Raw genomic sequence first — 26,514 nt, 5'->3', positions numbered from 1 at the left:
TGCCCGGCGGGTGGGGGCTTGAGGGTTGTTAACTTCAAATCTGGAGTGTTTTCACTCTGCCAAACGATGAAAAGTGCGCAAGAAGTTGCGCAGTACTGCGCAACTTCTTGCGCACTTGGCTGAAGCCCTTTCCCCATAAGGGCTACAGCGCAATTGACCCCCGAAATATTACGACCTACTGCGCAACTTCTTGCGCAGTTGGGCATTGGCCGGGACCGAGGTGTTTGCTTCGCGAGCAGGCTCGCTCCCACAGGGGATGTGTGGGTTGCCCGAAAGCCCGGGTTCACCGAAAAACCTGTGGGAGCGAGCTTGCTCGCGAAGGCGTCCGTGCAGGCAAATCGCTGGCGGCTGATAAAAGGCTATCGCGAGCAGGCTCACTCCTACAGGGGATTTTTGGTATGCCCCGAATTCGAATTTCATCCGCAAAACCTGTGGGAGTCGCCAGTTAGAAAGCGTCTTATAAATGAAACAGCGCGCTCGGCTATACTCCCCGCATTTCGATCAGGTACGAGGATTCACTGTGAAGAACTGGACGTTGCGCCAACGCATTTTGGCGAGCTTTGCGGTGATTATCGCCATCATGTTGCTGATGGTGGTGCTGTCCTATTCGCGGCTGTTGAAGATTGAAGCCAGCGAAAACAGCGTGCGTGACGATGCGATTCCCGGTGTCTATTACAGCTCGATGATCCGTGGCGCGTGGGTCGACAGCTACCTGCAGACTCAGGAACTGCTGGGCCTCAAGGAAGGCCAGGGCATTTCCAGCGAGGATGCGGCGGACTACAAGGCCTTCGAGGCGCGCCTGCAAGATCAGATGGCCAATTATCGCAAGACCATGGCCACGGACGAGGACCGTTCCGAGTTCGCCCTGTTCGAGAAATATCATGACACCTACATTCAGATTCAAGACGCTGTGCTGGACTTGCACCGTCGCAATCTGGAAGCCGATGCCATCAAGTTGTTCAATGAGAAACTGACACCGGCCTGGTTCGCAGGTCGCATGAAACTCAACGACATCATTGGCGAGAACAAAGTTGTCGCCGATAACGCCATGGCCAATATCGACGATGCCGTAGCGGCAGCCAAAGTCAGCATGATCGTCTCTTTGCTGGTCGCCGTCCTGGTGGCCGGTCTGTGCGGCCTGCTGTTGATGCGCGCCATCATGGCGCCGATGAACCGTATTGTGACAATCCTCGACATCATGCGCACCGGCGACCTCAGCTCGCGCTTGAACCTCGACCGCAAGGACGAATTCGGTGCGGTGGAAACTGGCTTCAACGACATGATGACCGAGCTGACGTCGCTGGTATCCCAGGCCCAGCGCTCGTCGGTGCAGGTGACCACCTCGGTCACCGAGATCGCCGCGACCTCGAAGCAACAGCAAGCCACCGCCACCGAAACCGCGGCCACCACCACCGAGATCGGCGCAACGTCCCGGGAAATCGCCGCCACCTCGCGGGATCTGGTGCGCACCATGACCGAAGTGTCCACCGCCGCTGATCAGGCTTCTGTACTCGCCGGCTCCGGCCAGCAGGGCCTGGCGCGCATGGAAGACACCATGCATTCGGTGATGGGCGCGGCGGATCTGGTCAACGCCAAACTGGCAATCCTCAACGAGAAGGCCGGCAACATCAATCAGGTGGTGGTGACGATCGTCAAAGTCGCCGACCAGACCAATTTGCTGTCGCTCAATGCTGCGATCGAAGCCGAGAAGGCCGGCGAGTACGGTCGCGGTTTTGCCGTGGTTGCCACCGAAGTGCGGCGTCTGGCCGATCAGACCGCCGTCGCCACTTACGACATCGAACAGATGGTGCGCGAGATCCAGTCGGCGGTATCGGCCGGGGTGATGGGCATGGACAAGTTCTCCGAAGAAGTGCGTCGGGGCATGTCCGAGGTGCAGCAGGTCGGCGAGCAGTTGTCGCAGATCATCCATCAGGTGCAGGCGCTGGCGCCGCGGGTGTTGATGGTCAACGAAGGCATGCAGGCACAGGCCACCGGCGCCGAGCAGATCAACCATGCGCTGGTGCAGTTGGGCGATGCCAGCAGCCAGACTGTCGAATCGTTGCGTCAGGCCAGTTTCGCCATCGATGAACTGAGCCAGGTGGCCGTCGGGCTGCGCAGCGGCGTCTCGCGATTCAAAGTCTGATGAGCGACATCATCGCCAAACGCGGCGTTGCGCCAGTGGCGAAGCAGGCGTTGTTCCTGCTGTTTCGCATCGGCAGCGAACGCTATGCCCTGCGCGCCACCGAAGTGGCGGAAGTATTGCCGCGCCTGCCATTGAAACCGATCGCCCGGGCGCCGCAGTGGGTGGCGGGCGTGTTCGCCTATCGCGGCGCAGTGGTGCCGGTGATCGACCTCAGCGCGCTGACCTTTGGCCAACCTGCCGAGGCGCGTACCAGCACCCGGCTGGTGCTGGTGCATTATCGCCCGAACGCCACGCAATCGGCGCAATGGCTGGGGCTGATCCTGGAACAGGCCACCGATACCCTGCGCTGTCATCCCGAGGATTTTCAGCCCTACGGCCTCGACAACCGCGATGCGCCTTACCTCGGTCCGGTGCGCGAGGACGCGCACGGACTGGTGCAGTGGGTGCGGGTCAGTGACTTGCTTGATGAATCGGTGCGCGCCTTGCTCTTCCCCGATCCGCCGCTGGACCCGGCGCAGCTTGAGGCGCAGTCATGAGCAGCGATCAGCGCTTTTTCGATTTCCTCAAGGAACGCATCGGCCTCGATGTCGCTTCGGTGGGCGCGGCGATCATCGAGCGGGCAGTGCGCCAACGCACGACGCTGTCGCAAGCGGCGCACGCCGATGAGTATTGGTATTTGCTGCAAGGCTCGCGGGATGAGCAACAGGCGCTGATCGAAGCAGTGATCGTCCCTGAGACCTGGTTTTTCCGTTACCCGGAGTCCTTCGCCACCTTGGGAAAACTGGCTCGCCAACGTCTCGCCGAATTGAACAGCATGCGCGCGTTGCGCATTCTCAGCCTGCCGTGCTCGACCGGCGAAGAACCTTATTCAATCGCCATGGCCTTGCTCGATGCCGGGCTCAAGCCGCATCAGTTCAAGGTCGACGGCATGGACATCAGCCCGTTGTCGGTGGACAAGGCGCGCCGCGCTGTTTACGGCAAAAACTCGTTTCGCGGGCAGGATTTGCAGTTTCGCGAGCGGCATTTCATGCCGGAGCAGGACGGCCACCGGGTCAACGAATACGTTCGCGAACAAGTGCGCTGGCAGGTCGGCAATGTCCTCGATCCGACGCTGTTGGCGAACGAGCCAGCCTTCGATTTCGTGTTCTGCCGCAACCTGCTGATCTATTTCGACCAGCCGACGCAGAAGCAAGTGTTCGAAGTGCTTAAGCGCCTGACCCATGTCGACGGCGTGCTGTTTATCGGCCCGGCCGAGGGCAGCCTGCTCGGGCGCCTGGGCATGCGTTCGATCGGCATTCCACAGTCGTTCGCCTTCAGCCGTCACAGCGAGCCGCACCCCGAACCGCTGCCGACGCCCAAACCGGTTGCCGTGCCGCGCAGCCAACCACTGCGCAGTACGCCGCCAGCGCCAGTGCGCAACCGGCCATTCACCGCAGTGACCGCTTTGCCTGTGACGAAAAAAACCGCCAACCCGGACGCCGCAACGTTGCTGGCCCAGATCGCCGCACTGGCCAACGAAGGCAAAAGCGCTGAGGCGCGTGCCGCGTGCGAGCAGTATCTGCGCAGCCATGAGCCGGTGGCCCAGGTGTTTTACTGGCTTGGGCTGCTCAGCGATGTCTCCGGTCTAAGCCTCGAAGCCCAGGGGTTCTATCGCAAGGCTTTGTACCTCGAACCGCAACACCCCGAAGCGCTGATGCACTTGGCCGCGTTGATGCAGGCCCAGGGCGACACGGCGGGTGCCCGACGATTGCAGGAGCGCGCCGCCCGCAGCGGGCGCACCGCCGACAGTGAGCGTAAACGATGAACGCGTCCGACACCTTGAACGTTACCCACGAAGACGCCCGGGCCATCGACGATTGCTGGAACCGCATCGGCATCCATGGCGACAAGTCCTGCCCGTTGCTGGAAGAGCACATCCATTGCCGCAACTGCTCGGTGTATTCCGCGGCCGCCACGCGCTTGCTCGACCGATATTCGTTGCAGCAGGACCAGCGCGATGCGGTGGCCACCCAAGTCGAAACCAACGTCAAAACCCGCTCGCTGCTGATGTTCCGCCTCGGCGAGGAATGGCTCGGACTGGCCACGCGCAGCCTTGTCGAAGTCGCGCCGCTACAGGCGATTCATTCGCTGCCGCATCAGCGCTCGCGCGCTTTGCTTGGCGTGGCCAATGTGCGTGGCGCGCTGGTTGCCTGCCTGTCGCTGGTGGAATTGCTTGACCTCGACGGCAGCGTTGCGCCGGCCAGCGGTGGGCGTGTGATGCCGCGCATGCTGATTATCGCCGCCCATGGCGGGCCGGTGGTGGTGCCGGTGGATGAGGTCGACGGTATTCATGCCATCGACGAACGCATCCTCGATGCCGCGTCGCAATCCGGCGCGCAGGCCAGTGCCAAATACACCCGTGGCGTTCTGCAATATCGTGGTCACAGCCTGCGCTGGCTGGATGAAGAACAGCTGTTGTCCGCCGTGACCCGGAGCCTGACATGACCCCCGAGCAAATGCGCGACGCCTCTCTGCTCGAACTGTTCAGCCTCGAAGCCGAGGCCCAGACCCAGGTGCTCAGCGCCGGGCTGTTGGCGCTGGAGCGCAACCCGACCCAGGCCGATCAACTGGAATCGTGCATGCGCGCGGCGCACTCGCTCAAGGGCGCGGCGCGGATCGTCGGGATCGACAGCGGTGTCAGCGTTGCGCATGTCATGGAAGATTGTCTGGTCAGTGCGCAGGAAGGTCGTTTATTGCTGCGTCCCGAGCATATCGACGCGTTGTTGCAGGGCACCGATTTGCTCATGCGCATCGCCACGCCGGCCAGTGCGCCGCAGCCATCAGACATCGAAGCCTATGTGGCGCTGATGGGGCACTTGCTCGATCCGTCTGCGACAGCCGTTGTCGTTGCCGCGCAGCCGATGGCTGAGTTGCCAGTCGAGCCAGCGCCAATAGCGTCAGCGCCCATGGTTGACGAGCCCACAGAGCCGGCACCGCGCAAAAACAAGCGCACCACCGAAGGCGGCGAGCGCGTGTTGCGCGTTACCGCTGAACGCCTGAATAGCCTGCTCGATTTGTCGAGCAAATCGCTGGTGGAAACCCAGCGCCTCAAACCGCATCTGGCGACCATGCAGCGTCTCAAACGCATGCAGAACAACGGCCTGCGCGCCCTGGAAAACCTCAACGTTCATTTGAAGGAACATGCGCTGAGCCTGGAAGCGCTCGAGTCGCTGGAGGATGCGCGGCGCCTGCTCGCCGAGTCGCAGCAATTGCTCAGCGAGAAGAACGCCGAACTCGACGAGTTCGCCTGGCAGGCCAGCCAGCGCGCGCAAGTGCTCTACGACACCGCGCTGGCCTGCCGCATGCGCCCGTTCGCCGACGTGTTGAGCGGGCAGGCGCGCATGGTGCGCGACTTGGGTCGCAGCCTCGGCAAGCAGGTACGCCTGGAGATCGAAGGCGAGAAAACCCAAGTTGACCGCGACGTGCTGGAAAAGCTCGAAGCGCCGCTGACCCATTTGCTGCGCAACGCCGTCGATCACGGCATCGAAACCCCGGAGCAGCGTGTACTCAAGGGCAAACCGGAGGAGGGGGTGATCCGCCTGCGCGCCTCCCATCAGGCCGGTCTGCTGATGCTGGAATTGAGCGATGACGGCCAGGGCGTCGATCTGGAAAAAGTCCGCCGCAGCATCGTCGAACGGCAGTTGTCCCCCGCTGAAACTGCTGCGCAATTGAGTGAAGAGGAGCTGCTGACGTTCCTGTTTCTGCCGGGATTCAGCCTGCGCGACAAAGTCACCGAAGTCTCCGGGCGTGGCGTCGGCCTTGATGCCGTTCAGCACATGGTCCGCCAGTTGCGCGGGGCGGTGGCGCTGGAGCAGACGGCGGGCGAGGGCAGTCGTTTCCATCTGGAAGTACCTCTGACGCTGTCGGTGGTGCGCAGTCTGGTGGTAGAAGTCGGCGAAGAGGCCTATGCCTTTCCGCTGGCGCACATTGAACGCATGTGCGATCTGCTGCCCGAAGACATCGTGCAAGTGGAAGGGCGCCAGCATTTCTGGCACGAAGGCCGGCATGTCGGGCTGGTTGCCGCCAGCCAGTTGCTTAATCGCCCGGCCAGTCAGAACGCCGGCGATACCCTGAAAGTCGTGGTCATCCGCGAGCGCGAGGCGATTTACGGCGTGGCGGTTGAGCGCTTTGTCGGTGAGCGCACGCTGGTGGTGTTGCCGCTGGACGAGCGTCTGGGCAAGGTTCAGGACATCTCCGCCGGTGCCCTCCTTGATGACGGTTCGGTGGTGCTGATCGTCGATGTCGAGGACATGCTCCGTTCGGTGGACAAGTTGCTCAATACCGGCCGCCTGGAACGCATCGCCCGCCACGGCAACCATGCCGCGGAGGCTGCACGCAAGCGGGTGCTGGTGGTCGACGACTCGCTGACCGTGCGCGAACTGCAACGCAAGCTGCTGCTCAATCGCGGCTACGACGTCGCGGTCGCGGTGGACGGCATGGACGGCTGGAACGCGCTGCGTTCGGAAGACTTTGATCTGCTGATCACTGACATCGACATGCCGCGCATGGACGGCATCGAACTGGTCACGCTGTTGCGCCGCGACAACCGTCTGCAATCGCTGCCGGTGATGGTCGTGTCGTACAAGGATCGTGAAGAAGACCGGCGCCGTGGACTGGACGCCGGCGCCGACTATTATCTAGCCAAAGCCAGTTTTCATGACGACGCCCTGCTCGATGCAGTGGTCGAGCTCATCGGGGGAGCGCGGGCATGAGGATCGCAATCGTCAACGACATGCCAATGGCGGTGGAGGCCCTGCGTCGAGCGCTGGCCTTCGAGCCTTCGCATCAGGTGGTCTGGGTCGCCGGCAACGGCGCCGAGGCGGTGCAACGCTGCGCCGAATACACGCCGGACCTGATTCTGATGGACCTGATCATGCCGATCATGGATGGCGTTGAAGCCACGCGCCGGATCATGGCCGACACGCCGTGCGCAATCGTCATCGTCACGGTCGACCGCCAGCAGAACGTGCACCGGGTGTTCGAAGCCATGGGCCACGGCGCCCTGGACGTGGTCGACACCCCGGCTCTGGGCGCCGGCAACGCTCAGGAAGCCGCGGCGCCGCTACTGCGCAAAATCCTCAATATCGGCTGGCTGATCGGCGAGAAACCGCCGCGATCGCGCCCGGCACCGACCGCTCAACGCAGTTCGGCTTCGCGCCAGCGGCTGGTCGCCATCGGTTCGTCCGCCGGTGGACCGGCTGCGCTCGAAGTGCTGCTCAAGGGCCTGCCAAACAATTTCTCGGCGGCGATTGTGCTGGTGCAGCATGTCGATCAGGTGTTCGCCGCCGGCATGGCCGAATGGCTGGCCAGTGCCAGTGGCCTGGATGTGCGCCTGGCCCGCGAAGGCGAGCCGCCGCAAAGCGGTGCGGTGCTGCTGGCCGGGACCAATCACCATATTCGTTTATTGAAAAACGGCACGCTGGCCTACACCGCCGAGCCGGTCAACGAGATTTATCGCCCTTCCATCGACGTGTTTTTCGAGAGTGTCGCCAGTTACTGGAATGGCGACGCGGTCGGCGTTTTGTTGACCGGAATGGGGCGCGATGGCGCCCAAGGGCTTAAGCTTATGCGTCAGCAGGGCTATTTGACCATTGCGCAGGACCAGCACAGCAGTGCGGTGTACGGCATGCCGAAGGCTGCCGCGGCGATTGATGCCGCGGTGGAGATCCGCCCTCTGGAAAAGATAGCGCCACGATTGCTCGAGATTTTCCCTCAATGAACAGGCTTATCCGCAATCCTGGCCCCCGCAGTACTCAGGTGACCGCCCATGAATGATTTACAGATCGACGACATTAAAACCGACGAAAACGCCGCCATGGTGTTGTTGGTAGACGATCAGGCGATGATCGGCGAAGCCGTGCGCCGTGGGCTGTCGAACCAGGAAAACATCGACTTCCACTTTTGCTCCGACCCACAACAGGCCATCGCTCAGGCGGTGCGCATCAAACCGACGGTGATCCTGCAGGATCTGGTGATGCCCGGCCTCGACGGCCTGAGCCTGGTGCGTGAGTATCGCAACCACCCGGCGACCAAGGACATCCCGATCATTGTCCTGTCGACCAAGGAAGACCCGCTGATCAAGAGTGCGGCGTTCTCCGCCGGGGCCAACGACTATCTGGTGAAGCTGCCAGACACCATCGAACTGGTCGCGCGCATCCGTTACCACTCGCGCTCCTACATGACCTTGTTGCAACGCGATGCGGCGTACCGCGCGCTGCGCGTCAGTCAGCAGCAACTGCTCGACACCAACCTGGTGCTGCAACGGTTGATGAATTCCGATGGCCTGACCGGGCTGTCCAACCGCCGGCATTTCGACGAATACCTGGAGCTGGAGTGGCGCCGTTCGTTGCGCGATCAGAGCCAGTTGTCATTGCTGATGATCGACGTCGATTACTTCAAGTCGTACAACGACAGTTTTGGCCACGTCGAGGGTGACGAGGCGCTGCGCAAGGTCGCCACGGCCATTCGTGATGCCAGTGCGCGGCCGTCTGATCTGCCGGCGCGTTACGGCGGTGAGGAATTTGTGCTGGTGTTGCCGAACACCTCGCCGGGCGGTGCGCGGCTGTTGGCAGAGAAGCTGCGCCAGACCGTGGCGGCATTGAATATTCCACACAACACCCCGGCCGAAGGTTCGAACCTGACCATCAGCATCGGCCTGGCGACCATGGTGCCGCAGGCGGGCAGTGATTGCCGGTTGCTGATTTCGGCGGCGGATCGCGGGTTGTATCTGGCGAAGAACAACGGGCGTAATCAGGTCGGGATTGAATAGCGACGCGATACCCTTGTGGGAGCGGGCTTGCTCGCGAATACGGTGTGTCATTCAGCATTGATGTCGCCTGACACGCCGCTTTCGCGAGCAAGCCCGCTCCCACAGGGAATCTCCATCAGGCCATGGCAAGTGAATCGCCCCCACACCCGCCAGACGGGCTGCCGCGACAGCCTGTTTACGTTATACTCGCCGGCTTTCAAAAGTTCGCCAACGAGTGCTGCCCGTCATGGAAATCAACCCGATCCTGAACACCATCAAGGACCTGTCCGAGCGCTCCGAAACTATTCGGGGGTATCTTTGACTACGATCAAAAGCATGAGCGTCTGACCGAGGTCAATCGCGAGCTTGAAGATCCGAGTGTCTGGAACAAACCTGAATACGCCCAGGAGCTGGGCCGCGAGCGTGCCGCGCTGGCGCAGATCGTCGATACCCTCGACGAACTGAACGGCGGTCTGGCCGATTGCCGCGACTTGCTGGACATGGCCGTCGAAGAAAACGACGAAGGCGCAGTGGGCGATGTCGTCGCCGAACTGGCCCGTCTCGAGGAAAATCTAGCCAAGCTCGAATTCCGCCGCATGTTCAGCCATGAAATGGACCCGAACAACGCCTACCTGGACATCCAGGCCGGCTCCGGCGGCACCGAAGCGCAGGACTGGGCCAACATCCTGCTGCGCATGTACCTGCGCTGGGCCGACAAACGCGGTTTCGACGCGACCATCATGGAACTGTCGGCCGGTGAAGTCGCCGGGATCAAAGGCGCGACCGTGCACATCAAGGGCGAATACGCCTTTGGCTGGCTGCGTACCGAGATCGGCGTGCACCGTCTGGTGCGCAAGAGCCCGTTCGACTCCGGCAACCGTCGCCATACCTCGTTCTCTGCGGTGTTCGTCTCGCCAGAGATCGACGACAAGGTGGAAATCGAAATCAACCCGGCAGACCTGCGGATCGACACCTATCGTTCCTCCGGTGCCGGTGGTCAGCACGTCAACACCACCGACTCGGCCGTACGTATCACCCACGTACCGACCAACACCGTGGTCAGCTGCCAGAACGAGCGTTCCCAGCACGCCAACAAGGACACCGCGATGAAAATGCTGCGGGCCAAGTTGTACGAGCAGGAAATGCAGAAGCGCAACGCTGCGTCGCAGGCGCTTGAAGACACCAAGTCCGACATCGGCTGGGGTCATCAGATCCGCTCCTACGTGCTCGACGCGTCGCGGATCAAGGATCTGCGCACCAACATTGAACGCAGCGACTGCGACAAGGTACTCGACGGCGATATCGACGAATACCTGGAAGCCAGCCTGAAATCGGGCCTGTAACAGACGCCAACACAGGATCGACCGATTCGACTCGATCACTGTAGGAGCTCAGGGGGACGCCTGGTCCCTGCTGAGCGATTCCCGGGCCGCAAGGTCCGGGGGCAATGAACCTGATGGAATACTTAAAGACATGAGCGACCTACAACTCGACCCGCAAGCCCTGCAACAGGAAGAAAACTCCCTGATCGCCCTGCGCAAGGAAAAGCTTGCTGCCGAGCGCGCCAAGGGCAATGCCTTCCCGAACGACTTCCGCCGCGACCACTACTGCGATGCACTGCAGAAACAGTACGCGGACAAGACCAAGGAAGAGCTGGCCGAGGCTGCAATCCCGGTCAAGGTTGCCGGTCGCATCATGCTCAACCGTGGCTCGTTCATGGTGATCCAGGACATGACCGGTCGCATTCAGGTCTACGTCAACCGTAAAACCCTGCCGGAAGAAACCCTGGCCGCGGTGAAAACCTGGGACATGGGCGACATCATTGCCGCCGAAGGCACCCTGGCGCGTTCCGGCAAGGGCGACCTGTACGTTGAAATGACCAACGTGCGCCTGCTGACCAAGTCGCTGCGCCCGCTGCCGGACAAGCACCACGGCCTGACCGACACCGAACAGCGCTACCGTCAGCGCTACGTTGACCTGATCGTCAACGAAGACGTGCGCCAGACGTTCCGCGTGCGTTCGCAAGTGATCGCGCACATCCGCAGCTTCCTGATGAAGCGCGACTTCCTTGAAGTCGAAACGCCGATGTTGCAGACCATTCCCGGCGGCGCCGCGGCCAAGCCGTTCGAAACCCACCACAATGCGCTGGATATGGAAATGTTCCTGCGCATCGCCCCGGAGCTGTACCTCAAGCGCCTGGTGGTCGGCGGTTTCGAGAAAGTCTTCGAGATCAACCGCAACTTCCGTAACGAAGGCGTTTCGACCCGTCACAACCCTGAATTCACCATGTTGGAGTTCTATCAGGCGTACGCCGATTACGAAGACAACATGGACCTGACCGAAGAACTGTTCCGCGAGCTGGCGCAGTTGGTACTGGGCAGCACCGACGTGCCGTACGGCGACAAGGTGTTCCACTTCGGCGAGCCGTTCGTGCGCCTGTCGGTGTTCGATTCGATCCTCAAGTACAACCCTGAGCTGACCGCCGATGATCTGAACGACATCGACAAGGCTCGCGCCATCGCCAAGAAGGCCGGCGCCAAGGTGCTGGGCTTCGAAGGTCTGGGCAAACTTCAGGTGATGATTTTCGAAGAACTGGTCGAGCACAAGCTGGAGCAGCCACACTTCATCACTCAGTACCCGTTCGAAGTGTCGCCGCTGGCGCGTCGCAACGACGACAACCCGAACGTCACCGACCGTTTCGAGCTGTTCATTGGCGGCCGTGAAATCGCCAACGCCTACTCCGAGTTGAACGACGCCGAAGACCAGGCCGAGCGCTTCATGGCGCAGGTCGCCGACAAGGACGCTGGCGACGACGAAGCCATGCACTACGACGCCGACTTCGTGCGGGCGCTGGAATACGGCATGCCGCCAACCGCCGGCGAGGGTATCGGCATCGACCGTCTGGTGATGCTGCTGACGAACTCGCCGTCGATCCGCGATGTGATCCTGTTCCCGCACATGCGACCGCAAGCGTAAACGTTTCAGTTAAAAAGCCGCCTAAAACAGGCGGCTTTTTATTGCCTGTCTGGTACAAATGTATCAATTGGTTAATTTGCAAATAGCAGAGGAAGTGCTGTCGTGATGGGTGCAATAGCTCAAGAAGGTGCAGCGGGTATCGCCACTGCGGTCGCTGAAAGTGTTCAGTACCAAGGCCGCAAGGCCAGCCGACAGGGCAGTGAGCAGCGTCGCCAGGACATTCTCGATGCGGCGATGCGCATTGTCGTGCGCGACGGCGTGCGTGCCGTGCGTCATCGCGCGGTGGCGGCCGAGGCCGGTGTGCCACTGTCGGCGACGACGTATTACTTCAAGGACATCGATGACCTGCTCACCGACACCTTCGCGCAATACGTTGAACGCAGTGCGGCCTACATGGCCAAGTTGTGGATCAACAATGAAGGCCTGCTGCGTGAGATGGTGGTCAGCGGCGACGGCAGCCCCGAGTCGCGCTCGCAACTGGCCGACGATATCGCGCGGCTGATGGCCGACTACGTTCACCGGCAACTGGTCAACCGCCGCGAGCACCTGATGGCCGAGCAGGCCTTCCGCCAGGAAGCGCTGCTCAACCCGCGTCTGGCGCTGCTGGTGCGCTCCCATCAGCAGATTCTGTTGCAGGGCACCTGCCAGTTGTTTCAGGTCCTGGGCTCGCGTGAACCGCAACAGGATGCCAAAGTGTTGACGGCGATTATCGGACGGATGGAATATCAGGGCCTGCTCAACGACGCCGAGCCTTTGGCCGAAGAGGACATGCTCGGGATTCTGACGCGGTATATGCACCTGGTCCTGGCGTCGGTGTAATCCGCTGTTGCTTCACCCTGTGGGAGCGAGCCTGCTCGCGAATGCGGTCTGACATTCAACATCTTTGTTGCCTGACACACCGCTTTCGCGAGCAGGCTCGCTCCCACAGGGTAATGTGGCGATGTTCAGGGCGGCGAATGTTCATAAGGAGTCTGGAATGAAACCCTGGCGTGGCGTGCTGATGGCCCTGTCGTTGCTGCTGCTCAGCGGCTGCCTGGTGACGTTCAAGGAACCACTGCCGGCCCATGAATCGGCGCCCAACGGCCTGCTCGGTACATGGTCGAGCATCAACGCCTGGGGCGAGCCGATGAACCTTGAGCTGACCCGCGTCGGCAAGGATCGTTATCAGGCCGTCACGTATTTCAAGGCCAAACCGCGCGAGCGTGAAGCCTATCCGTTCACCGTGTCGCGCCACGGCAGCCGCTGGTATCTGTCGGCCAAAGTCCCGGCACAATACGGCGGCCACTTCACCATCGCCGGTTTCGAGCTGACTGACACGCACGAACTGGTGGTCTACAACCTCGACCTCGATCAGATCAATCAAGCCATCAAACAGCAAGCCCTGAGTGGTCAAGCCTTCCAGACCGATGACGGCGACGGCGTGCAGGTCGACAGCAATCTCGACAAGGTCTTCGCTTACCTCGACGATCCGGCCAATTCCGATGTCTTCGTCGAAGCCGTGCGCTATCAACGCCAGGCGCGCGGTCATTAATTCAGTACGTCACGTTTTCTACAGGAGTTTCGGGTGGACGATTACCAGCAGACGATACGCATGTTGTCCGACCGCATTGTGCTGGCGCAGACGCCGATCCGCGTGCTCGACGCGGTGAAATGGGACGAGAACGTGCGCAAGGGCTTTCTCAAGGCCAAGGGTAAGGAACTGCCCGCCGTTGATCGCGACTATTACCTCAACCGGCCGCTGTCGTTCGACTCAAGCCAGGTCAAACTGGAATTCCAGAACATCGAGCGCGACATCACCCGTCAGCTCGGTCAGTTCAACCCGGTCGGGCAGATCATGCGGCGCATGTGCAAGGAGTACCGCATGGTCGTGCGCATGCTCGAAGCGCGCGGCACCGAGGATTTCGGCCTGATCTCGCAAGAGTTGTACGGTGCTGCCTCCGATGCCTTTCATGCGGGGGATCCGACGCTGGCCGATCTCGGCCTGATGATGTCCGACTACCTCAACAACATCGATGGCCGCGGCGACTTGAAGGACGAACCGAAGGTCCTCACCGCCAAGGAGGCTGTGCACCTGCTGCAAACCCGGCTGAACAAAGTGTTCGGCGAGGCCGAGGAAACCATCCGCGTGTTCGAGTCCGACGGTATCGTGGCCGATGCGGCGGCAGGCGCTGACTACATCAAGATCCGCACCGACGCGATGTTCAACGAGCGCGACGTACGCGCGCTGGAAGTCCACGAAGGGCTGGTCCACGTCGGCACCACGCTCAATGGGCTTAATCAGCCGATCTGCACCTTCCTGTCCAAAGGCCCGCCCTCGTCGACTGTGACTCAGGAAGGCCTGGCGATCCTGATGGAAATCATCACCTTCGCTTCCTACCCGAGCCGCCTGCGCAAACTGACCAACCGCACCCGTGCGATTCATATGGTCGAGGAGGGCGCAGACTTTTTGCAGGTGTTCGAGTTCTTCCGCGAACAGGGCTTCGAGATGGCCGAAAGCTACGGCAACGCCAGTCGTGTTTTCCGTGGCTCGACACCGACCGGTCTGCCATTCACCAAAGACTTGTCCTACCTCAAGGGCTTTATCATGGTTTACAACTACATTCAGTTGGCCGTGCGTAAAGGCAAGCTTGAGCAGATTCCGCTGTTGTTCTGCGGCAAGACCACCCTGGAAGACATGCGTACCCTGCGGCAACTGGTGGACGAAGGACTGGTGGTGCCGCCCAAATATCTGCCGGATCAGTTCCGCGATTTGAACGCGCTGTCGGCGTGGATGTGCTTCTCCAACTTCCTCAACCATTTGAGCCTGGACCGGATCGAAGCTGATTACTCCAATATCCTTTAACCCAAACACAATCCTCTGTGGGAGCTGGCTTGCCAGCGATTGCATTCTGTCAGTCAATATTGATGTTGGCTGACCCACCGCCATCGCTGGCAAGCCAGCTCCCACAGGGTTATTTGTTTTTCTCTGAATCGATTGTTTGCCCATTTCTTGCGAGGTTTCACCGGATGAGAATCCTCGGCATCCTTTGCCTGCTCCTGACCCTCGGCGGTTGCAGTTCGCTGCTGTTCTACCCTGAACCCGGCCAGGTCTTTACCCCCGATAAAGCCAAACTCGAATACCGCACGGTCACCCTGACCACCGCCGACGGCCTCAAGCTCAACGCCTGGTGGCTGCCGGCCAAACCCGGTGTCGAGGTCAAAGGCACTGTCCTGCACCTGCACGGCAACGGCGGCAATCTGCCGATGCACCTGGGCGGTAGCTGGTGGCTCCCGAAGAACGGCTATCAGGTTCTATTGGTCGATTATCGCGGCTACGGCTTGTCCGAGGGCAAGCCGAGTTTGCCGGCGATTTATCAGGACATCGACGCGGCATTCGCCTGGCTCGACAACGCGCCCGAAGTCAAAGGCAAACCGCTGGTGCTGCTCGGGCAAAGCCTCGGCGGTGCGATGGCGGTGCATTGGCTGGTGCAGCACCCCGAGCGACAAAAGCAGCTCAAGGCCCTGGTGCTCGACGGCGTGCCCGCCAGTTACCGCAGCGTCGGCCAGTTCGCCCTCAGCACCTCATGGCTGACCTGGCCATTGCAAGTGCCGCTGTCCTGGCTGGTGCCCGATGGCGACAGCGCGCTCAACTCGATGGCGCAGCTGACGGGCGTGCCCAAGCTGATCTTCCACAGCATCGACGATCCGCTGGTGCCGATGGCCAACGGCATTCGCCTGTATCAGGCAGCGCCGCCGCCGCGCGTGTTGCAGCTGACCCGTGGCGGTCACGTACAGACCTTCGGCGACCCGGTATGGCGGCAGGTCATGCTGCGCTATCTCGACGACCCCGAACACTTCAACGGTCTGCGCCGCCTCGGCGAAATCCCCAATTACCCGTCACCCCCGAATTCTGAAAATGAGAGTCCGCAATGACTGAAGAACGTAACGCCATCCCGCTGATCATCACCGGTATTTGCAGCATCCTCGGCACTGTCGGGGCGCTGTGGTACTACGGCTACCTGCACTTCGCCAAACCCGAGGATGCGCTGCTGCTCAACGAATTCACCATGCTCAAAACCGTTCCCGGCGAGGACTACAAAGTCTCCCTGACGCCCGCGCCACAGGTGGCGCAGTGCATTGATGGCGTGCTGGTGCTATATGATACCGAGCAGAAAGGCCTGACCGGCGTGTTAGTCAATGCGCAGAAGAAAGCGGTGCGCTGCATGGGTGAGGAAACTCCGCAAAAACTCGAGCAATAACCCGATCCAATGTAGGAGTGAGCCTGCTCGCGATAGCGCCCGATCAGCCAACATTGATTTGGCAGACACACCGCTATCGCGAGCAGGCTCACTCCTACAGGATTTGTCTTCATGCACAAAAAAGCCCCGCCTGATGAAGTCAGGCGGGGCGTTTGCGTTACGCGGTGAAGCTTAGTTCGAGCTCATCGAAGAACGCGGTGCAACCGGTTGGTTGTCGTTGGAAATGGTCACTTCCACGCGACGGTTCATCGCACGGCCCGAGACACTGCCGTTATCAGCAACCGGGTATTCCTTGCCATAACCCTGAGCGACGATGCGTGCTGGATCGACGCCCATCTTGATCAGCGCCATTTGCACGGAAGTCGCGCGGCGCTCGGACAGCGACTGGTTGTAGCTCGCGGTACCGGTGCTGTCGGTGTAACCCTCGACGATCACTTTGCGATCCGGGTTTTCCTGGAGGAACTGCGCCAGTTTGTTGATATTCACCAGGCCGCTGGATTTCAGTTCAGCCTTGTTGGTGGCGAACAGCACGTCACCGAAAGTCACCAGCGTGCCGCGATCGGTCTGCTTGGCGTTGAGGCTGTCCTGCAGCTGTTTGATCTGCTGGTCACGGGCATCCAGGCGTGCCTGGGCACGTTGGGCTGCGGCGTTTTTCAGGTTGTTCTCAGCGGTGCGCAGAGCGATGGTCTGCTTGGCCACTTCCACGCGCTGGTTGGTCAGATAAGCCAGTTGATCAACCTTGGCCGCGTCTTCTTTGTCCAGATAAGCCTTGTCGGCCTTGTCCAGGTAATCGCTGGCATCTTTGGTTTCCAGCGCCGCGACTTTGCTCGCCTGTGGGTTGGCTTGCAGGCCGGCGTAGTTGGTGCGTGCCTGTTCCAGGTTCGGGTTCGGCGGGGTGGAGCAGGCAGCCAGAGCAACACTTGCGGCGAGGAGAGCGGGAATCATCAGTTGCTTACGCATAATTTGTCGTCCTTTCTATCGGTAAGAGTTTCAGCTTTGCGGTCCGGATGCGCGCTTACTGCACAGTGCGCTGGCTTTCCTGACGCAGTTCCTGAACACCTTTCTGGGAATCCTTCACAGCCTGTTCGGCCTTGGCGGCCTGTGCCTTGCGTTCAGCGACACGAGCGTCCCACTCAGCCTGTTCGGCCAGGCGACGGGCCTCGTCATACTTCTTGTCGTGCATGGCGATTTCAGCTTGTTTCAGTTTGTCCTGCGCCTGCTTCATTTCCACGGCGGCGAATTCGGTACCGCCAGCGCTGACCGCGCTGTTGACCGCCGACTGGGTCACCGCGTATTGCTCGGTGGGTGGGTTACCGGCGCAACCGGCAAGGATGAAGCTGGTGCCGATGGCCAGAGCGGCCAGTTTCAGACCGTGCAGGTGGGAAAACGAGGTTTGGGTTTTCATGGTCTTCAACTCCATTAGGCATCTCCTGAAAATACAACTGAATCCATCCTGGCAGAGGAGCCGAAAGCATCGCTTGTTGACGCGAATTGAAACGCTCGTTCCAGGCGTGGTTACCTGTTCCGACCGAAGGCATTTTTGAAAAGTTCAGAAAAGATGGCCTATCGCCAAAAATTTAATTGACCGTTTGGACAAGGCTCTGGGACGGGAACTTCGGCGGTTTGAAGCGGTACGCGTGTGGTGTAATGGAAGCGGATAGGAAGGGGTGTACACGGTCAATTGTAGGCCTTCGCCTGCTCGCGATCGCGATCGCGGTGCGTCAGTCACACATGTGGTGGCTGAAAAGACGCTATCGCGGGCGGGCGAAGGCCTACAGTTTGATCTGCGTTGTGTCAGTGCTTTTGCTTGGTTTCGGAGGCGGACAAATCATGCAAATGCCGTCTCGACAGCGCCAGGAATCGCGGCGTCGGCCCGACATCCTCATACAGCGGATCGCCTTCCTCATCGGTCGCAACCACCGTCGAGCCCTTCACGTACGGCAGGCTCGCCTCAAACTCTTCAAGCGCCGCGCCGATCAGTTCGCCGAGCAGTTCCTCGGGATGGCGTTTGGGGTACATCTCGGCAATCGCCGCCAGACGCGCAGCGGCCTCGACGTCCAGGTGAATTGTGTAGCCGGTGTCGGTCAGGCGACCTTTGGCGTTTTCTTCCCAATGCTGGGCAAGTTCACGGATTTTCATGATGGCCTCATTGCGCACCCGCTCATGGCAGGTCTGGGTGAGTGTCCGCCGTCGCGGCGGCCAGCCGTTGTGCGGCTTACTGTTGAGACTAGCTTTCGCCCGCAAGGTTTAAAGTCCCTTCGTCGCCTGCTTGTAAGAAGCGCCGCAGCGCGGCACTCTCTGAGTCATTCACTCGTTTCTAGGCCGCCCGGATTACCGCTGGAGAACTGCTGATGACCGATATTGATGCACGCTTGCGCGAAGATGTTCACCTGCTCGGAGAGCTGTTGGGCAACACCATTCGAGACCAGTACGGCGAGGCGTTCCTCGACAAGATCGAAGAGATCCGCAAGGGCGCCAAGGCTGACCGCCGCGGCTCGATGGACGCCGAACTGAGCGCCAGCCTCAATCAGTTGAGCGAAGACCAACTGCTCCCGGTGGCGCGGGCCTTCAACCAGTTCCTCAATCTGGCGAACATCGCCGAGCAGTATCAGTTGATCCACCGGCGCGAAGAGACGCAGGCCGCGCCGTTTGAATCCCGCGTGCTGCCTGAATTGCTCGCGCGCTTGCGCAGCGAAGGCCACAGCGCCGAATCCCTGGCGCGACAACTGGCGCGCCTGGACATTGAACTGGTGCTGACCGCGCACCCCACCGAAGTGGCGCGGCGCACGCTGATCCAGAAGTACGACGCCATCGCCGCGCAACTGGCTGCGCAGGATCACCGCGACCTGACCAGCGCCGAGCGTGAGCAGATCCAGAGTACGCTTCAACGGCTGATCGCCGAAGCCTGGCACACCGAAGAAATCCGCCGCACCCGGCCGACGCCGGTGGACGAGGCCAAGTGGGGTTTTGCGGTGATTGAGCATTCGCTGTGGCAAGCGATTCCCCACCACATGCGCAAGGCCGACCAGGCGCTGTTCGCTGCGACCGGCCTGCGCCTGCCGCTGGAAGCCGCGCCGATTCGTTTCGCCTCGTGGATGGGCGGCGACCGCGACGGCAATCCCAACGTTACGGCGGCAGTGACCCGCGAAGTGTTGTTGCTGGCACGCTGGATGGCGGCTGACTTGTACCTGCGCGATGTCGACCACCTCGCGGCCGACCTGTCGATGCAGCGGGCCAGCGACGCGCTGAGGGCCAGGGCCGGCGACAGTGCCGAACCGTATCGCGCAGTGCTCAAGCAATTGCGTGAGCGCCTGCGTGCTACGCGCAATTGGGCCCATGCCGCGTTGACCGCGCCGACGCCGGCGCCTGCCGATGTCTTGCACAACAATCGTGATCTGCTCGAACCGCTGGAGTTGTGTTTCAACTCCCTGCACGAATGCGGCATGGGCGTGATCGCTGACGGCCCGTTGCTCGACTGCCTGCGTCGGGCGGTGACGTTTGGCCTGTTTCTGGTGCGTCTGGACGTGCGCCAGGACTCGTCGCGACACAGTTCGGCGATGACCGAAATCACCGATTATCTGGGCCTTGGTCGTTATGAGGACTGGAACGAAGACCAGCGCATCGATTTCCTCACCGGCGAATTGAACAACCGTCGGCCATTGCTGCCGGCGCATTTCAAACCTTCGGCCGATACCGCTGAGGTGCTCAACACCTGCAAGGAAATTGCCGCAGCACCGGCGGCTTCGCTGGGTTCTTACGTGATCTCCATGGCCGGCGCGGCTTCCGATGTGCTCGCGGTGCAGTTGCTGCTCAAAGAGTCTGGCGTGTTGCGGCCGATGCGCGTGGTGCCGCTGTTCGAAACCCTGGCCGATCTTGATAACGCCGGACCGGTGATGGAACGCCTGCTGCACCTGCCGGGCTACCGCGCACGGCTGCAGGGCCCGCAGGAAGTCATGATTGGCTATTCCGACTCGGCCAAGGACGCCGGCACCACCGCTGCGGCGTGGGCGCAATATCGTGCCCAGGAACGGCTGGTGGAGATTTGCCGCGAACAGCAAGTCGAGCTGCTGTTGTTCCATGGTCGTGGCGGCACCGTGGGCCGTGGTGGTGGCCCGGCACACGCGGCGATTCTGTCGCAGCCGCCGGGTTCGGTGGCAGGACGTTTCCGCACCACCGAACAGGGCGAAATGATTCGTTTCAAATTCGGCCTGCCGGACATCGCCGAGCAAAACCTCAACCTGTATCTGGCGGCGGTGCTCGAAGCAACGCTGCTGCCACCCCCACCGCCGACGCCCGAGTGGCGGCACCTGATGGATGAATTGGCGGCGGACGGTGTCAGCGCTTACCGCCAGGTGGTGCGGGAAAACCCGCAATTCGTCGAGTACTTTCGCCAATCCACGCCGGAGCAGGAACTGGGCCGTTTGCCCCTTGGCAGTCGTCCGGCCAAACGCCGTGCCGGTGGCATCGAAAGCCTGCGGGCGATCCCGTGGATCTTCGGCTGGACCCAAACGCGCTTGATGTTGCCGGCGTGGCTTGGCTGGGAGACAGCCCTGAGCAAGGCCCTGGCGCGCGGCGAAGGCGAGCTGCTCGGACAAATGCGCGAACAATGGCCGTTCTTCCGCACGCGCATCGACATGCTGGAAATGGTCCTGGCCAAGGCGGACGCGGACATTGCGCGCTCGTATGACGAGCGTCTGGTCGAGCCGGATCTGCTGCCGTTGGGCGCGCAGTTACGCGACCTATTGTCGCAGGCGTGCTCGGTGGTACTCGGCCTGACCGGGCAGTCGCAGCTGCTCGCACACAGCCCCGAGACCCTCGAATTCATCCGCTTGCGCAACACCTATCTCGACCCGCTGCATCTATTGCAGGCGGAACTGCTGGCCCGTTCGCGGCAGCAGGATGTCGAGCAGGGCAGCCCGGTGGAACAGGCGCTGCTGGTGTCTGTGGCGGGGATCGCCGCCGGATTGCGCAACACCGGCTGAGGTTTTTGAGCAGACCTGCGACGCCCGAGGCCCACCTCGGGCGTCGCTTTGTGCAGCGCGTGAAAGTATCGCCAGGCGACAGTTAATGCTCGGGTTGCGACTTGGCTCACCGTGGCGCAGCGTCGCGGCGCGCGTCGGTTTCTCCGACTTTTGGCGTCTTGTGTGGGCGCAGCCTGCTGTGTATCTTGATCAGCCTTTGGCCGTTTGTGCGGTCACGACCCGTATTTTTAAGATTGGCCCCAAGAGGCGAATCCCGTTGTTTTCTATATAAAAAATTGAGGAGCACATCGATGCGCGTCATTCTGCTGGGAGCTCCCGGGGCCGGTAAAGGTACTCAGGCAAAGTTCATCACCGAGAAATTCGGCATTCCGCAAATCTCCACCGGCGACATGCTCCGTGCTGCGGTCAAGGCCGGCACTCCACTGGGCGTGCAAGCCAAGAGCATCATGGATGCCGGCGGCCTGGTGTCGGATGACCTGATCATCGCGCTGGTCAAGGACCGCATCGCTCAACCTGATTGCGCCAACGGTTTCCTGTTCGACGGCTTCCCGCGCACCATTCCGCAGGCTGAAGCGCTGGTCACTGCCGGCGTCGAGCTGGACGCCGTCGTTGAAATCGCTGTTGAAGACGAAGAGATCGTTCAGCGCATTGCCGGTCGTCGTGTCCACGAAGCCAGCGGCCGCGTCTACCACATCGTCTATAACCCGCCGAAGCTGGCTGGCAAAGACGACATCACCGGCGAAGAACTGGTCCAGCGCAAGGACGACACCGAAGAAACCGTGCGTCATCGCCTGTCGGTCTACCATTCGCAGACCAAGCCGCTGGTGGAGTTCTATCAGAACCTCTCCGCGCAGAATGGCGGCAAGCCGAAGTACAGCCACATTCCGGGTGTGGGTTCGGTCGAAGCGATCACCGCCAAGGTACTTGAAGCGCTGAGCTGAAAAGTCTGAACCGCCGCATCATCCACGGCCCGCTTGCGGGCCGTAGTTGTTTATACTGACGCACTTTTTCCCACCCCTGTTTTGGAAACATCGATGAGCACCTTGCTGGCCTTGGACACCGCGACTGAAGCTTGCTCCGTTGCCTTGCTGCACGACGGCAAGGTCACGAGCCATTACGAGGTGATCCCGCGCCTGCACGCGCAGAAGCTGCTGCCGATGATTCAGCAATTGCTGGCCGACGCCGGCACCACGTTGCAGGCGGTCGATGCGATTGCCTTCGGTCGTGGCCCGGGGGCGTTTACCGGTGTGCGCATCGCCATTGGTGTGGTGCAGGGCCTGGCCTTTGCGCTGGATCGTCCGGTGCTGCCGGTGTCCAACCTTGCGGTGCTGGCGCAGCGGGCCTTTCGTGAACACGGCGTGAGCCAGGTCGCGGCCGCCATCGATGCACGAATGGATGAAGTCTATTGGGGCTGCTACCGCGAGACGGCGGGGGAGATGCGTCTGGTCGGCGCCGAAGCGGTGCTGCCGCCGGAAGTCGCTGCGCTGCCAGCCGACGCCAGTGGCGAGTGGTTCGGTGCCGGCACTGGCTGGGGTTATGGAGAGCGCATTGCACTCAACCTGACCGGCTCCGATGCCGGCATGCTGCCCCACGCCGAAGACCTGCTGACCCTCGCGCGCTTCGCCTGGGAACGCGGTGAGTCGATTGTGGCGGACGACGCGCAACCGGTTTACCTGCGCGATAAAGTCGCCACCCCCAAGGCCCGCTGATCTCCGGTCTTTGCTGTTCCCTGTGGCGAGGGAGCTTGCTCCCGCTCGGCTGCGTAGCAGTCGCAAAACCTGCAATCGCGATTTAACTGATGGATAAAGGGGGCTGCTTCGCAGCCCAGCGGGAGCAAGCTCCCTCGCCACAAAAGCGCCCGCCGGATATTCAGTGCCTTATCCCGAATCCAGCCAATCGTCAGTTTCTGCCCCCTCGCTTAAAACCTTTTGCGCTTTCTGTGTTCTAGTTATCACTCGGCAGTTTGCTAAGTCGGTCAGGTGCCGCTAAATTGCCATCATTGATACCGAGCATGAAATTATGCGTATAGACGGCGTTTCCTCTCAGTCCTACCCCATCAAGCGCAAGCCTCGCAAAGGCAATGCGGCGCTGGATGAGTCCGTCGAGATTATCGACGGCGAGCTGGAATTACCGACCGAAGAGCAGTTGGCTGCCCGTGCCGCCCAATCTGCTGCGCAACGCCTGAGCAATCTGCCTGCCCGTCAGCAAGACATGATCTACCACCGCGCGATGAAGAAAAGCGTAGCCATGGCCCTGGCCAGCTACCTGAGCACTGCCGGTTTTGTCGATTGGGATGCGGACGTGCTGGGCCTCGATCTGTACATCTGATGGATCTGCCTTACTACCTCGGTTGCCCGTCCTGGAGCGAAAACGCCTGGCGCGAGTATCTGTATCCGGTAGACGCCAAAACCTCCGACTTTCTCGCCCTTTATTGCCAGGTATTCAACGCCGTCGAAGGCAACACGACCTTCTACGCCAGCCCGTCGCCCGCCACTGTGCAGCGTTGGGCCGAGATCATGCCGACGCACTTTCGTTTCACCGCCAAATTCCCCGGCGACATCAGCCACAGCGGCGATTTGCGCGAACAATTGACTGCTGCCGAAACCTTCCTGCAATTGCTCAAACCGTTAGGCCAACGCGTATCGCCGTTGTGGCTGCAATTATCCAAGAGTTTTACACCGCAGCGTCTGCCCGAGCTGGCCTCCTTCATCGATGCGCTGGACTGTCCGCTGGCAGTTGAAGTACGCCACGACCAATTCTTCGCCAAAGGCGAGAGTGAGCGTCTGCTCAATCGCCTGCTGCTCGATCGCGGCGTGGAGCGCATCTGCCTCGACCCGCGCGCCTTGTTCAGTTGCCTGTCGACCGAGTCTTCGGTGATTCACGCACAGTCGAAAAAGCCCCGCGTGCCGACGCGGCCGGCCGCGTTCACTCAATGTCCGCAGGTGCGTTTCATCGGCCATCCACAGCTGGAAGCCAACGACACGTTTCTCGCACCGTGGGTGGCAAAGATCGCCGAGTGGATCGAAGAAGGCCGCACGCCCTATATCTTTCTGCACACGGCCGACAACCTGCTGGCAGCGAAACTGGCGCAACGTTTTCATGCGCAACTGATGCAACGTTTGCCTGGCTTGCCCGCGCTGCCTGAGCTATACAGAGAACCCGCCGCCGAGCAGCTTGGCCTGCTCTGAGGCGGTTTTTCTGCCCGGGAGCCCGTCGATGAATGTTCAAGCCAGTCAAGATCAACTCCGCAAAGCCCAGGCCTTCAAGGCTCTGCATGATCGTCCAGAGATCTTCGTCACCCCCAACCCGTGGGATGCCGGCTCGGCGAAAATGCTCGCCAGCCTCGGCTATCCGGCACTGGCAACCACCAGCGCCGGTTATGCGTTTTCCCAAGGCAAGGCCGATGGTGCCTTGAGTCTCGATGAGACTCTGGCCAACGTCCGTGCCATCGTCGCCGCGACGGATTTGCCGGTGGCGGTGGATCTGGAGAACGGCTTTGCCGACGATCCGGCCGAGTGTGCGCAGAGCTTGTTGCGCGCCGCCGAGGCGGGCGCTGTGGGCGGTTCGATCGAAGATGCCACGGGCCGCCCGGACGCGCCGATCTATTGCTTCGAACACGCTGTGGCGCGGATTGAAGCTGCCGTCGCTGCGGTGCGCACACTAGCGTTTCCCTTCATGCTCACCGCCCGGGCGGAAAACTACCTGCACGGCAATCCCGACCTCGACGACACCATCCGCCGCTTGCAGGCGTTCGCCGAAGCCGGCGCCGATGTCTTGTACGCGCCGGGTTTGCGCAATGCCGAAGAAGTGCTGTCGGTGGTGCGTGCGGTGGCGCCGAAACCGGTCAACGTGTTGATGTCTGGCGGATTGAAACTGACCGTGCAGCAACTCGCAGACATGGGTGTACGGCGGATCAGCACCGGTTCGGCGCTGGCGCTGGCAGCGTTCGGTGAATTTTTCCGCGCCGCTGAAGAAGTCCGCCAGTCCGGCACATTCGGCTTTACCTCGCAATCAATGCCGTACGCCAAGGCCAACCAGTTCTTCAAGGATTGAGCATGGGGCGGTGGCTGTTCTGGCTGGTCGTCGTGGGGATTGGCGGCGCTGCGGTGAGTGTCTGGCGCGGCTGGCTCGACGTGCCGCCCGAATGGAATCCATGGGCACCGCTGGACGTAAAGGCTGCGCCCAACGGGTTGACCGGTTACAAACTCATGCGCTTGCGCGGCGATCCCGAGCTATGCGCGAAGGCATTGAGCAGTTCCGCACTGCGCGTCAGCCGGCAAGCCGACAGCCCCGGCGCCAGGTGCCCGCTGATCGGCGCGTTGCGTGTGCAGGGCGGCGAAGTGGCACTGAGCAGCAGTTTCATCGCCAGCTGCCCGCTGGCCGTGGCCTACGCGATGTTTGAACAGCACACCTTGCAACCCGCGGCGCAGTCCATTTACGGTCAGAAGGTCACACGCCTCGATCACCTCGGCAGCTTTGCCTGCCGCAATGTCTACAACCGCGAGAGCGGTGCACTCAGCCGCCATGCCAGCGCCGATGCGCTGGATATCGCCGGTTTTCGTCTGGCCGACGGGCGCGCCGTCAGCGTACTCAAGGACTGGCCGAAGCAAAATCAGGATGCACAGTTTTTGCGCCAGGTGCGTGATGGCGCCTGCGAGGCGTTCAGTGTGGTGTTGAGTCCGGATTACAACGCCGCCCATCGCAATCACTTTCATGTCGATGTCGGGCGCTGGAGTGTGTGTCGCTGAGGATCAGGCGGCGAGGCGCAGGTTCTGCAGAACGATCGGGCGTGCCCAGCCGTTATCGAAGTCCAGCGCCTTCTGTTGCTCGACGATTTCTTCCGGCGGGAACGGCGGATAAGGCTTTTGCAGCAGGTCGAGGTCGAACTCGGCAATCGGCAGGTACAGTGGGCGTTTCTGCGGAGCAGGGCCCGGCTCTGGCAGTGGCTGGCCATTGTTGACGACGATCGGGCGAACCCAGCTGCTGTCGAAATCCTGTTGCTCTTGCTGAGCCTTGAGTTCTTCCGGCGGGAACGGTGGGAACGGCTTGTCCAGCAGTTCCATTTCAAATTCGGCGATCGGCAGGAACAGCGGTTCTGGCGGGCGAACCTGGGTTTCGACCACATCGCACTCGCGCTGGCTGATGATGTGCGCGTGCAGCTCGCTGCCGACGGTCGGTTCTACGGGGCTGTTCAGGTCAACCGGAGGAAACGTGCCGCAGGCCGGCACCACATCACTCGTCTGTTCGGCCAGGGCCTGGGCAAAGAAATCCTGCCACAGGTGGCTGACGCCGCTCAGTGCTTGAGTGTTATGACGGCTGAAATCGCCATGGGGCGAAATGTAGCCAATCGATGTGGGAAGAATGCCTGACATTTTTTTCGGTTGACGC

At 61.2% G+C, this 26,514-nt stretch carries 25 protein-coding genes and 1 pseudogene; 21 read left to right on the top strand and 5 right to left on the bottom strand.

What is annotated here, in order from left to right; all coding sequences use genetic code 11:
* Positions 1-520 precede the first annotated feature (520 nt).
* From HU743_RS03700 to HU743_RS03670, 7 genes are read left to right on the top strand one after another with little or no spacing between them, the layout of a single operon-like run.
* Positions 521-2,143, top strand: coding sequence for a methyl-accepting chemotaxis protein (locus HU743_RS03700; RefSeq protein ID WP_186646988.1), 1,623 nt, complete (start codon positions 521-523; stop codon positions 2,141-2,143).
* Positions 2,143-2,679 (top strand): chemotaxis protein CheW, encoded by a 537-nt coding sequence (locus HU743_RS03695; protein WP_186646987.1) that lies wholly within the window; start codon positions 2,143-2,145, stop codon positions 2,677-2,679. Before HU743_RS03700 ends, HU743_RS03695 begins: the two co-directional genes overlap by 1 nt.
* Positions 2,676-3,947 (top strand): CheR family methyltransferase, encoded by a 1,272-nt coding sequence (locus HU743_RS03690; RefSeq protein ID WP_186646985.1) that lies wholly within the window; start codon positions 2,676-2,678, stop codon positions 3,945-3,947. The genes HU743_RS03695 and HU743_RS03690 overlap by 4 nt, the downstream gene beginning before the upstream one ends.
* On the top strand, positions 3,944-4,627 hold the full coding sequence (locus HU743_RS03685; protein ID WP_186646983.1) for a chemotaxis protein CheW: 684 nt from the start codon (positions 3,944-3,946) through the stop codon (positions 4,625-4,627). Before HU743_RS03690 ends, HU743_RS03685 begins: the two co-directional genes overlap by 4 nt.
* Positions 4,624-6,894 (top strand): hybrid sensor histidine kinase/response regulator, encoded by a 2,271-nt coding sequence (locus tag HU743_RS03680; RefSeq protein ID WP_186646982.1) that lies wholly within the window; start codon positions 4,624-4,626, stop codon positions 6,892-6,894. The genes HU743_RS03685 and HU743_RS03680 overlap by 4 nt, the downstream gene beginning before the upstream one ends.
* The gene (locus HU743_RS03675) at positions 6,891-7,901 is read left to right on the top strand and encodes a chemotaxis response regulator protein-glutamate methylesterase (RefSeq protein WP_186646980.1); all 1,011 of its coding nucleotides are present in this window, start codon (positions 6,891-6,893) and stop codon (positions 7,899-7,901) included. The genes HU743_RS03680 and HU743_RS03675 overlap by 4 nt, the downstream gene beginning before the upstream one ends.
* Positions 7,902-7,949: 48 nt before the next feature.
* Positions 7,950-8,951, top strand: a complete 1,002-nt coding sequence (locus HU743_RS03670) for a PleD family two-component system response regulator (protein WP_186635179.1) — start codon at positions 7,950-7,952, stop codon at positions 8,949-8,951.
* Positions 8,952-8,964: 13 nt separating this feature from the next.
* Here the strand turns inward: HU743_RS03670 and HU743_RS27115 are convergent.
* Positions 8,965-9,054 (bottom strand): annotated as a pseudogene (locus HU743_RS27115) (DUF4381 domain-containing protein); the annotation flags it as partial.
* Between the two features lie 123 nt (positions 9,055-9,177).
* On the opposite strand from HU743_RS27115, the gene prfB reads away from it, so the two are divergent.
* The 7 genes from prfB (at position 9,178) to HU743_RS03635 (ending at position 16,144) form a co-directional block, all read left to right on the top strand.
* Positions 9,178-10,273 (top strand): peptide chain release factor 2 gene (gene prfB, locus HU743_RS03665; protein ID WP_099758102.1). Its coding sequence is split into 2 segments (ribosomal slippage): positions 9,178-9,249 and positions 9,251-10,273, totalling 1,095 coding nucleotides; the frame shifts between segments, so codons are not numbered across the junction.
* Between the two features lie 130 nt (positions 10,274-10,403).
* Entirely contained in the window at positions 10,404-11,906 is a 1,503-nt protein-coding gene (gene lysS / locus HU743_RS03660; protein ID WP_186551088.1) for a lysine--tRNA ligase, read from the top strand.
* Positions 11,907-12,011: 105 nt separating this feature from the next.
* Positions 12,012-12,725, top strand: a complete 714-nt coding sequence (locus HU743_RS03655; protein ID WP_186551087.1) for a TetR family transcriptional regulator — start codon at positions 12,012-12,014, stop codon at positions 12,723-12,725.
* A 157-nt stretch (positions 12,726-12,882) separates the two neighbouring features.
* Positions 12,883-13,437, top strand: a complete 555-nt coding sequence (locus HU743_RS03650; RefSeq protein ID WP_186646978.1) for a hypothetical protein — start codon at positions 12,883-12,885, stop codon at positions 13,435-13,437.
* Between the two features lie 60 nt (positions 13,438-13,497).
* Positions 13,498-14,748 (top strand): flavohemoglobin expression-modulating QEGLA motif protein, encoded by a 1,251-nt coding sequence (locus tag HU743_RS03645; protein ID WP_186551137.1) that lies wholly within the window; start codon positions 13,498-13,500, stop codon positions 14,746-14,748.
* Between the two features lie 164 nt (positions 14,749-14,912).
* Positions 14,913-15,818 (top strand): alpha/beta hydrolase, encoded by a 906-nt coding sequence (locus tag HU743_RS03640; RefSeq protein WP_186646976.1) that lies wholly within the window; start codon positions 14,913-14,915, stop codon positions 15,816-15,818.
* Positions 15,815-16,144: a hypothetical protein gene (locus HU743_RS03635; RefSeq protein WP_186646974.1), complete on the top strand. Its 330-nt coding sequence runs from the start codon at positions 15,815-15,817 to the stop codon at positions 16,142-16,144. The genes HU743_RS03640 and HU743_RS03635 overlap by 4 nt, the downstream gene beginning before the upstream one ends.
* A 171-nt stretch (positions 16,145-16,315) precedes the next feature.
* Here HU743_RS03635 and HU743_RS03630 read toward each other — a convergent pair whose 3' ends face one another.
* The 3 genes from HU743_RS03630 to HU743_RS03620 form a co-directional block, all read right to left on the bottom strand.
* Positions 16,316-17,104 (bottom strand): OmpA family protein, encoded by a 789-nt coding sequence (locus tag HU743_RS03630; protein ID WP_186646972.1) that lies wholly within the window; start codon positions 17,102-17,104, stop codon positions 16,316-16,318.
* Positions 17,105-17,159: 55 nt separating this feature from the next.
* Positions 17,160-17,564 (bottom strand): DUF4398 domain-containing protein, encoded by a 405-nt coding sequence (locus HU743_RS03625; protein ID WP_186621212.1) that lies wholly within the window; start codon positions 17,562-17,564, stop codon positions 17,160-17,162.
* Positions 17,565-17,938: 374 nt separating this feature from the next.
* Positions 17,939-18,283, bottom strand: coding sequence for a pilin assembly protein (locus tag HU743_RS03620; RefSeq protein WP_186621210.1), 345 nt, complete (start codon positions 18,281-18,283; stop codon positions 17,939-17,941).
* Between the two features lie 212 nt (positions 18,284-18,495).
* Here HU743_RS03620 and ppc point away from each other — a divergent pair, with 212 nt between their 5' ends.
* The 7 genes from ppc to HU743_RS03585 all read left to right on the top strand — a co-directional run bounded on the left by ppc (position 18,496) and on the right by HU743_RS03585 (position 25,874).
* Positions 18,496-21,126: a phosphoenolpyruvate carboxylase gene (ppc, locus tag HU743_RS03615; RefSeq protein ID WP_186646970.1), complete on the top strand. Its 2,631-nt coding sequence runs from the start codon at positions 18,496-18,498 to the stop codon at positions 21,124-21,126.
* Positions 21,127-21,416: 290 nt separating this feature from the next.
* The gene (gene adk, locus HU743_RS03610; RefSeq protein WP_186551081.1) at positions 21,417-22,067 is read left to right on the top strand and encodes an adenylate kinase; all 651 of its coding nucleotides are present in this window, start codon (positions 21,417-21,419) and stop codon (positions 22,065-22,067) included.
* 93 nt (positions 22,068-22,160) lie between these two features.
* Entirely contained in the window at positions 22,161-22,835 is a 675-nt protein-coding gene (gene tsaB / locus HU743_RS03605) for a tRNA (adenosine(37)-N6)-threonylcarbamoyltransferase complex dimerization subunit type 1 TsaB (protein WP_186646968.1), read from the top strand.
* A 310-nt stretch (positions 22,836-23,145) separates the two neighbouring features.
* Entirely contained in the window at positions 23,146-23,454 is a 309-nt protein-coding gene (locus HU743_RS03600) for a hypothetical protein (protein WP_186551079.1), read from the top strand.
* Positions 23,454-24,314: a DUF72 domain-containing protein gene (locus HU743_RS03595; RefSeq protein WP_186646967.1), complete on the top strand. Its 861-nt coding sequence runs from the start codon at positions 23,454-23,456 to the stop codon at positions 24,312-24,314. Before HU743_RS03600 ends, HU743_RS03595 begins: the two co-directional genes overlap by 1 nt.
* A gap of 28 nt (positions 24,315-24,342) precedes the next feature.
* Complete coding sequence (locus tag HU743_RS03590; RefSeq protein WP_186646964.1) at positions 24,343-25,179, top strand: isocitrate lyase/phosphoenolpyruvate mutase family protein; 837 nt, start codon at positions 24,343-24,345, stop codon at positions 25,177-25,179.
* 2 nt (positions 25,180-25,181) lie between these two features.
* Positions 25,182-25,874: an extensin family protein gene (locus HU743_RS03585; RefSeq protein ID WP_186646962.1), complete on the top strand. Its 693-nt coding sequence runs from the start codon at positions 25,182-25,184 to the stop codon at positions 25,872-25,874.
* A 3-nt stretch (positions 25,875-25,877) separates the two neighbouring features.
* On the opposite strand, the gene HU743_RS03580 is transcribed toward HU743_RS03585, so the two are convergent.
* Positions 25,878-26,498 carry an energy transducer TonB gene (locus tag HU743_RS03580; RefSeq protein WP_186621202.1) on the bottom strand — a complete coding sequence of 207 codons (621 nt, stop codon included), beginning with the start codon at positions 26,496-26,498 and terminating at the stop codon, positions 25,878-25,880.
* Positions 26,499-26,514: the final 16 nt, after the last annotated feature.

Source organism: Pseudomonas sp. SWRI99 (genome assembly GCF_014270125.1).
GTDB classification, from domain to species: Bacteria; Pseudomonadota; Gammaproteobacteria; order Pseudomonadales; family Pseudomonadaceae; genus Aquipseudomonas; species Aquipseudomonas hamedanensis.
The sequence above is the reverse complement of the archived record's forward strand: the minus strand, read 5'-3'. Positions and strand labels throughout refer to the sequence as shown.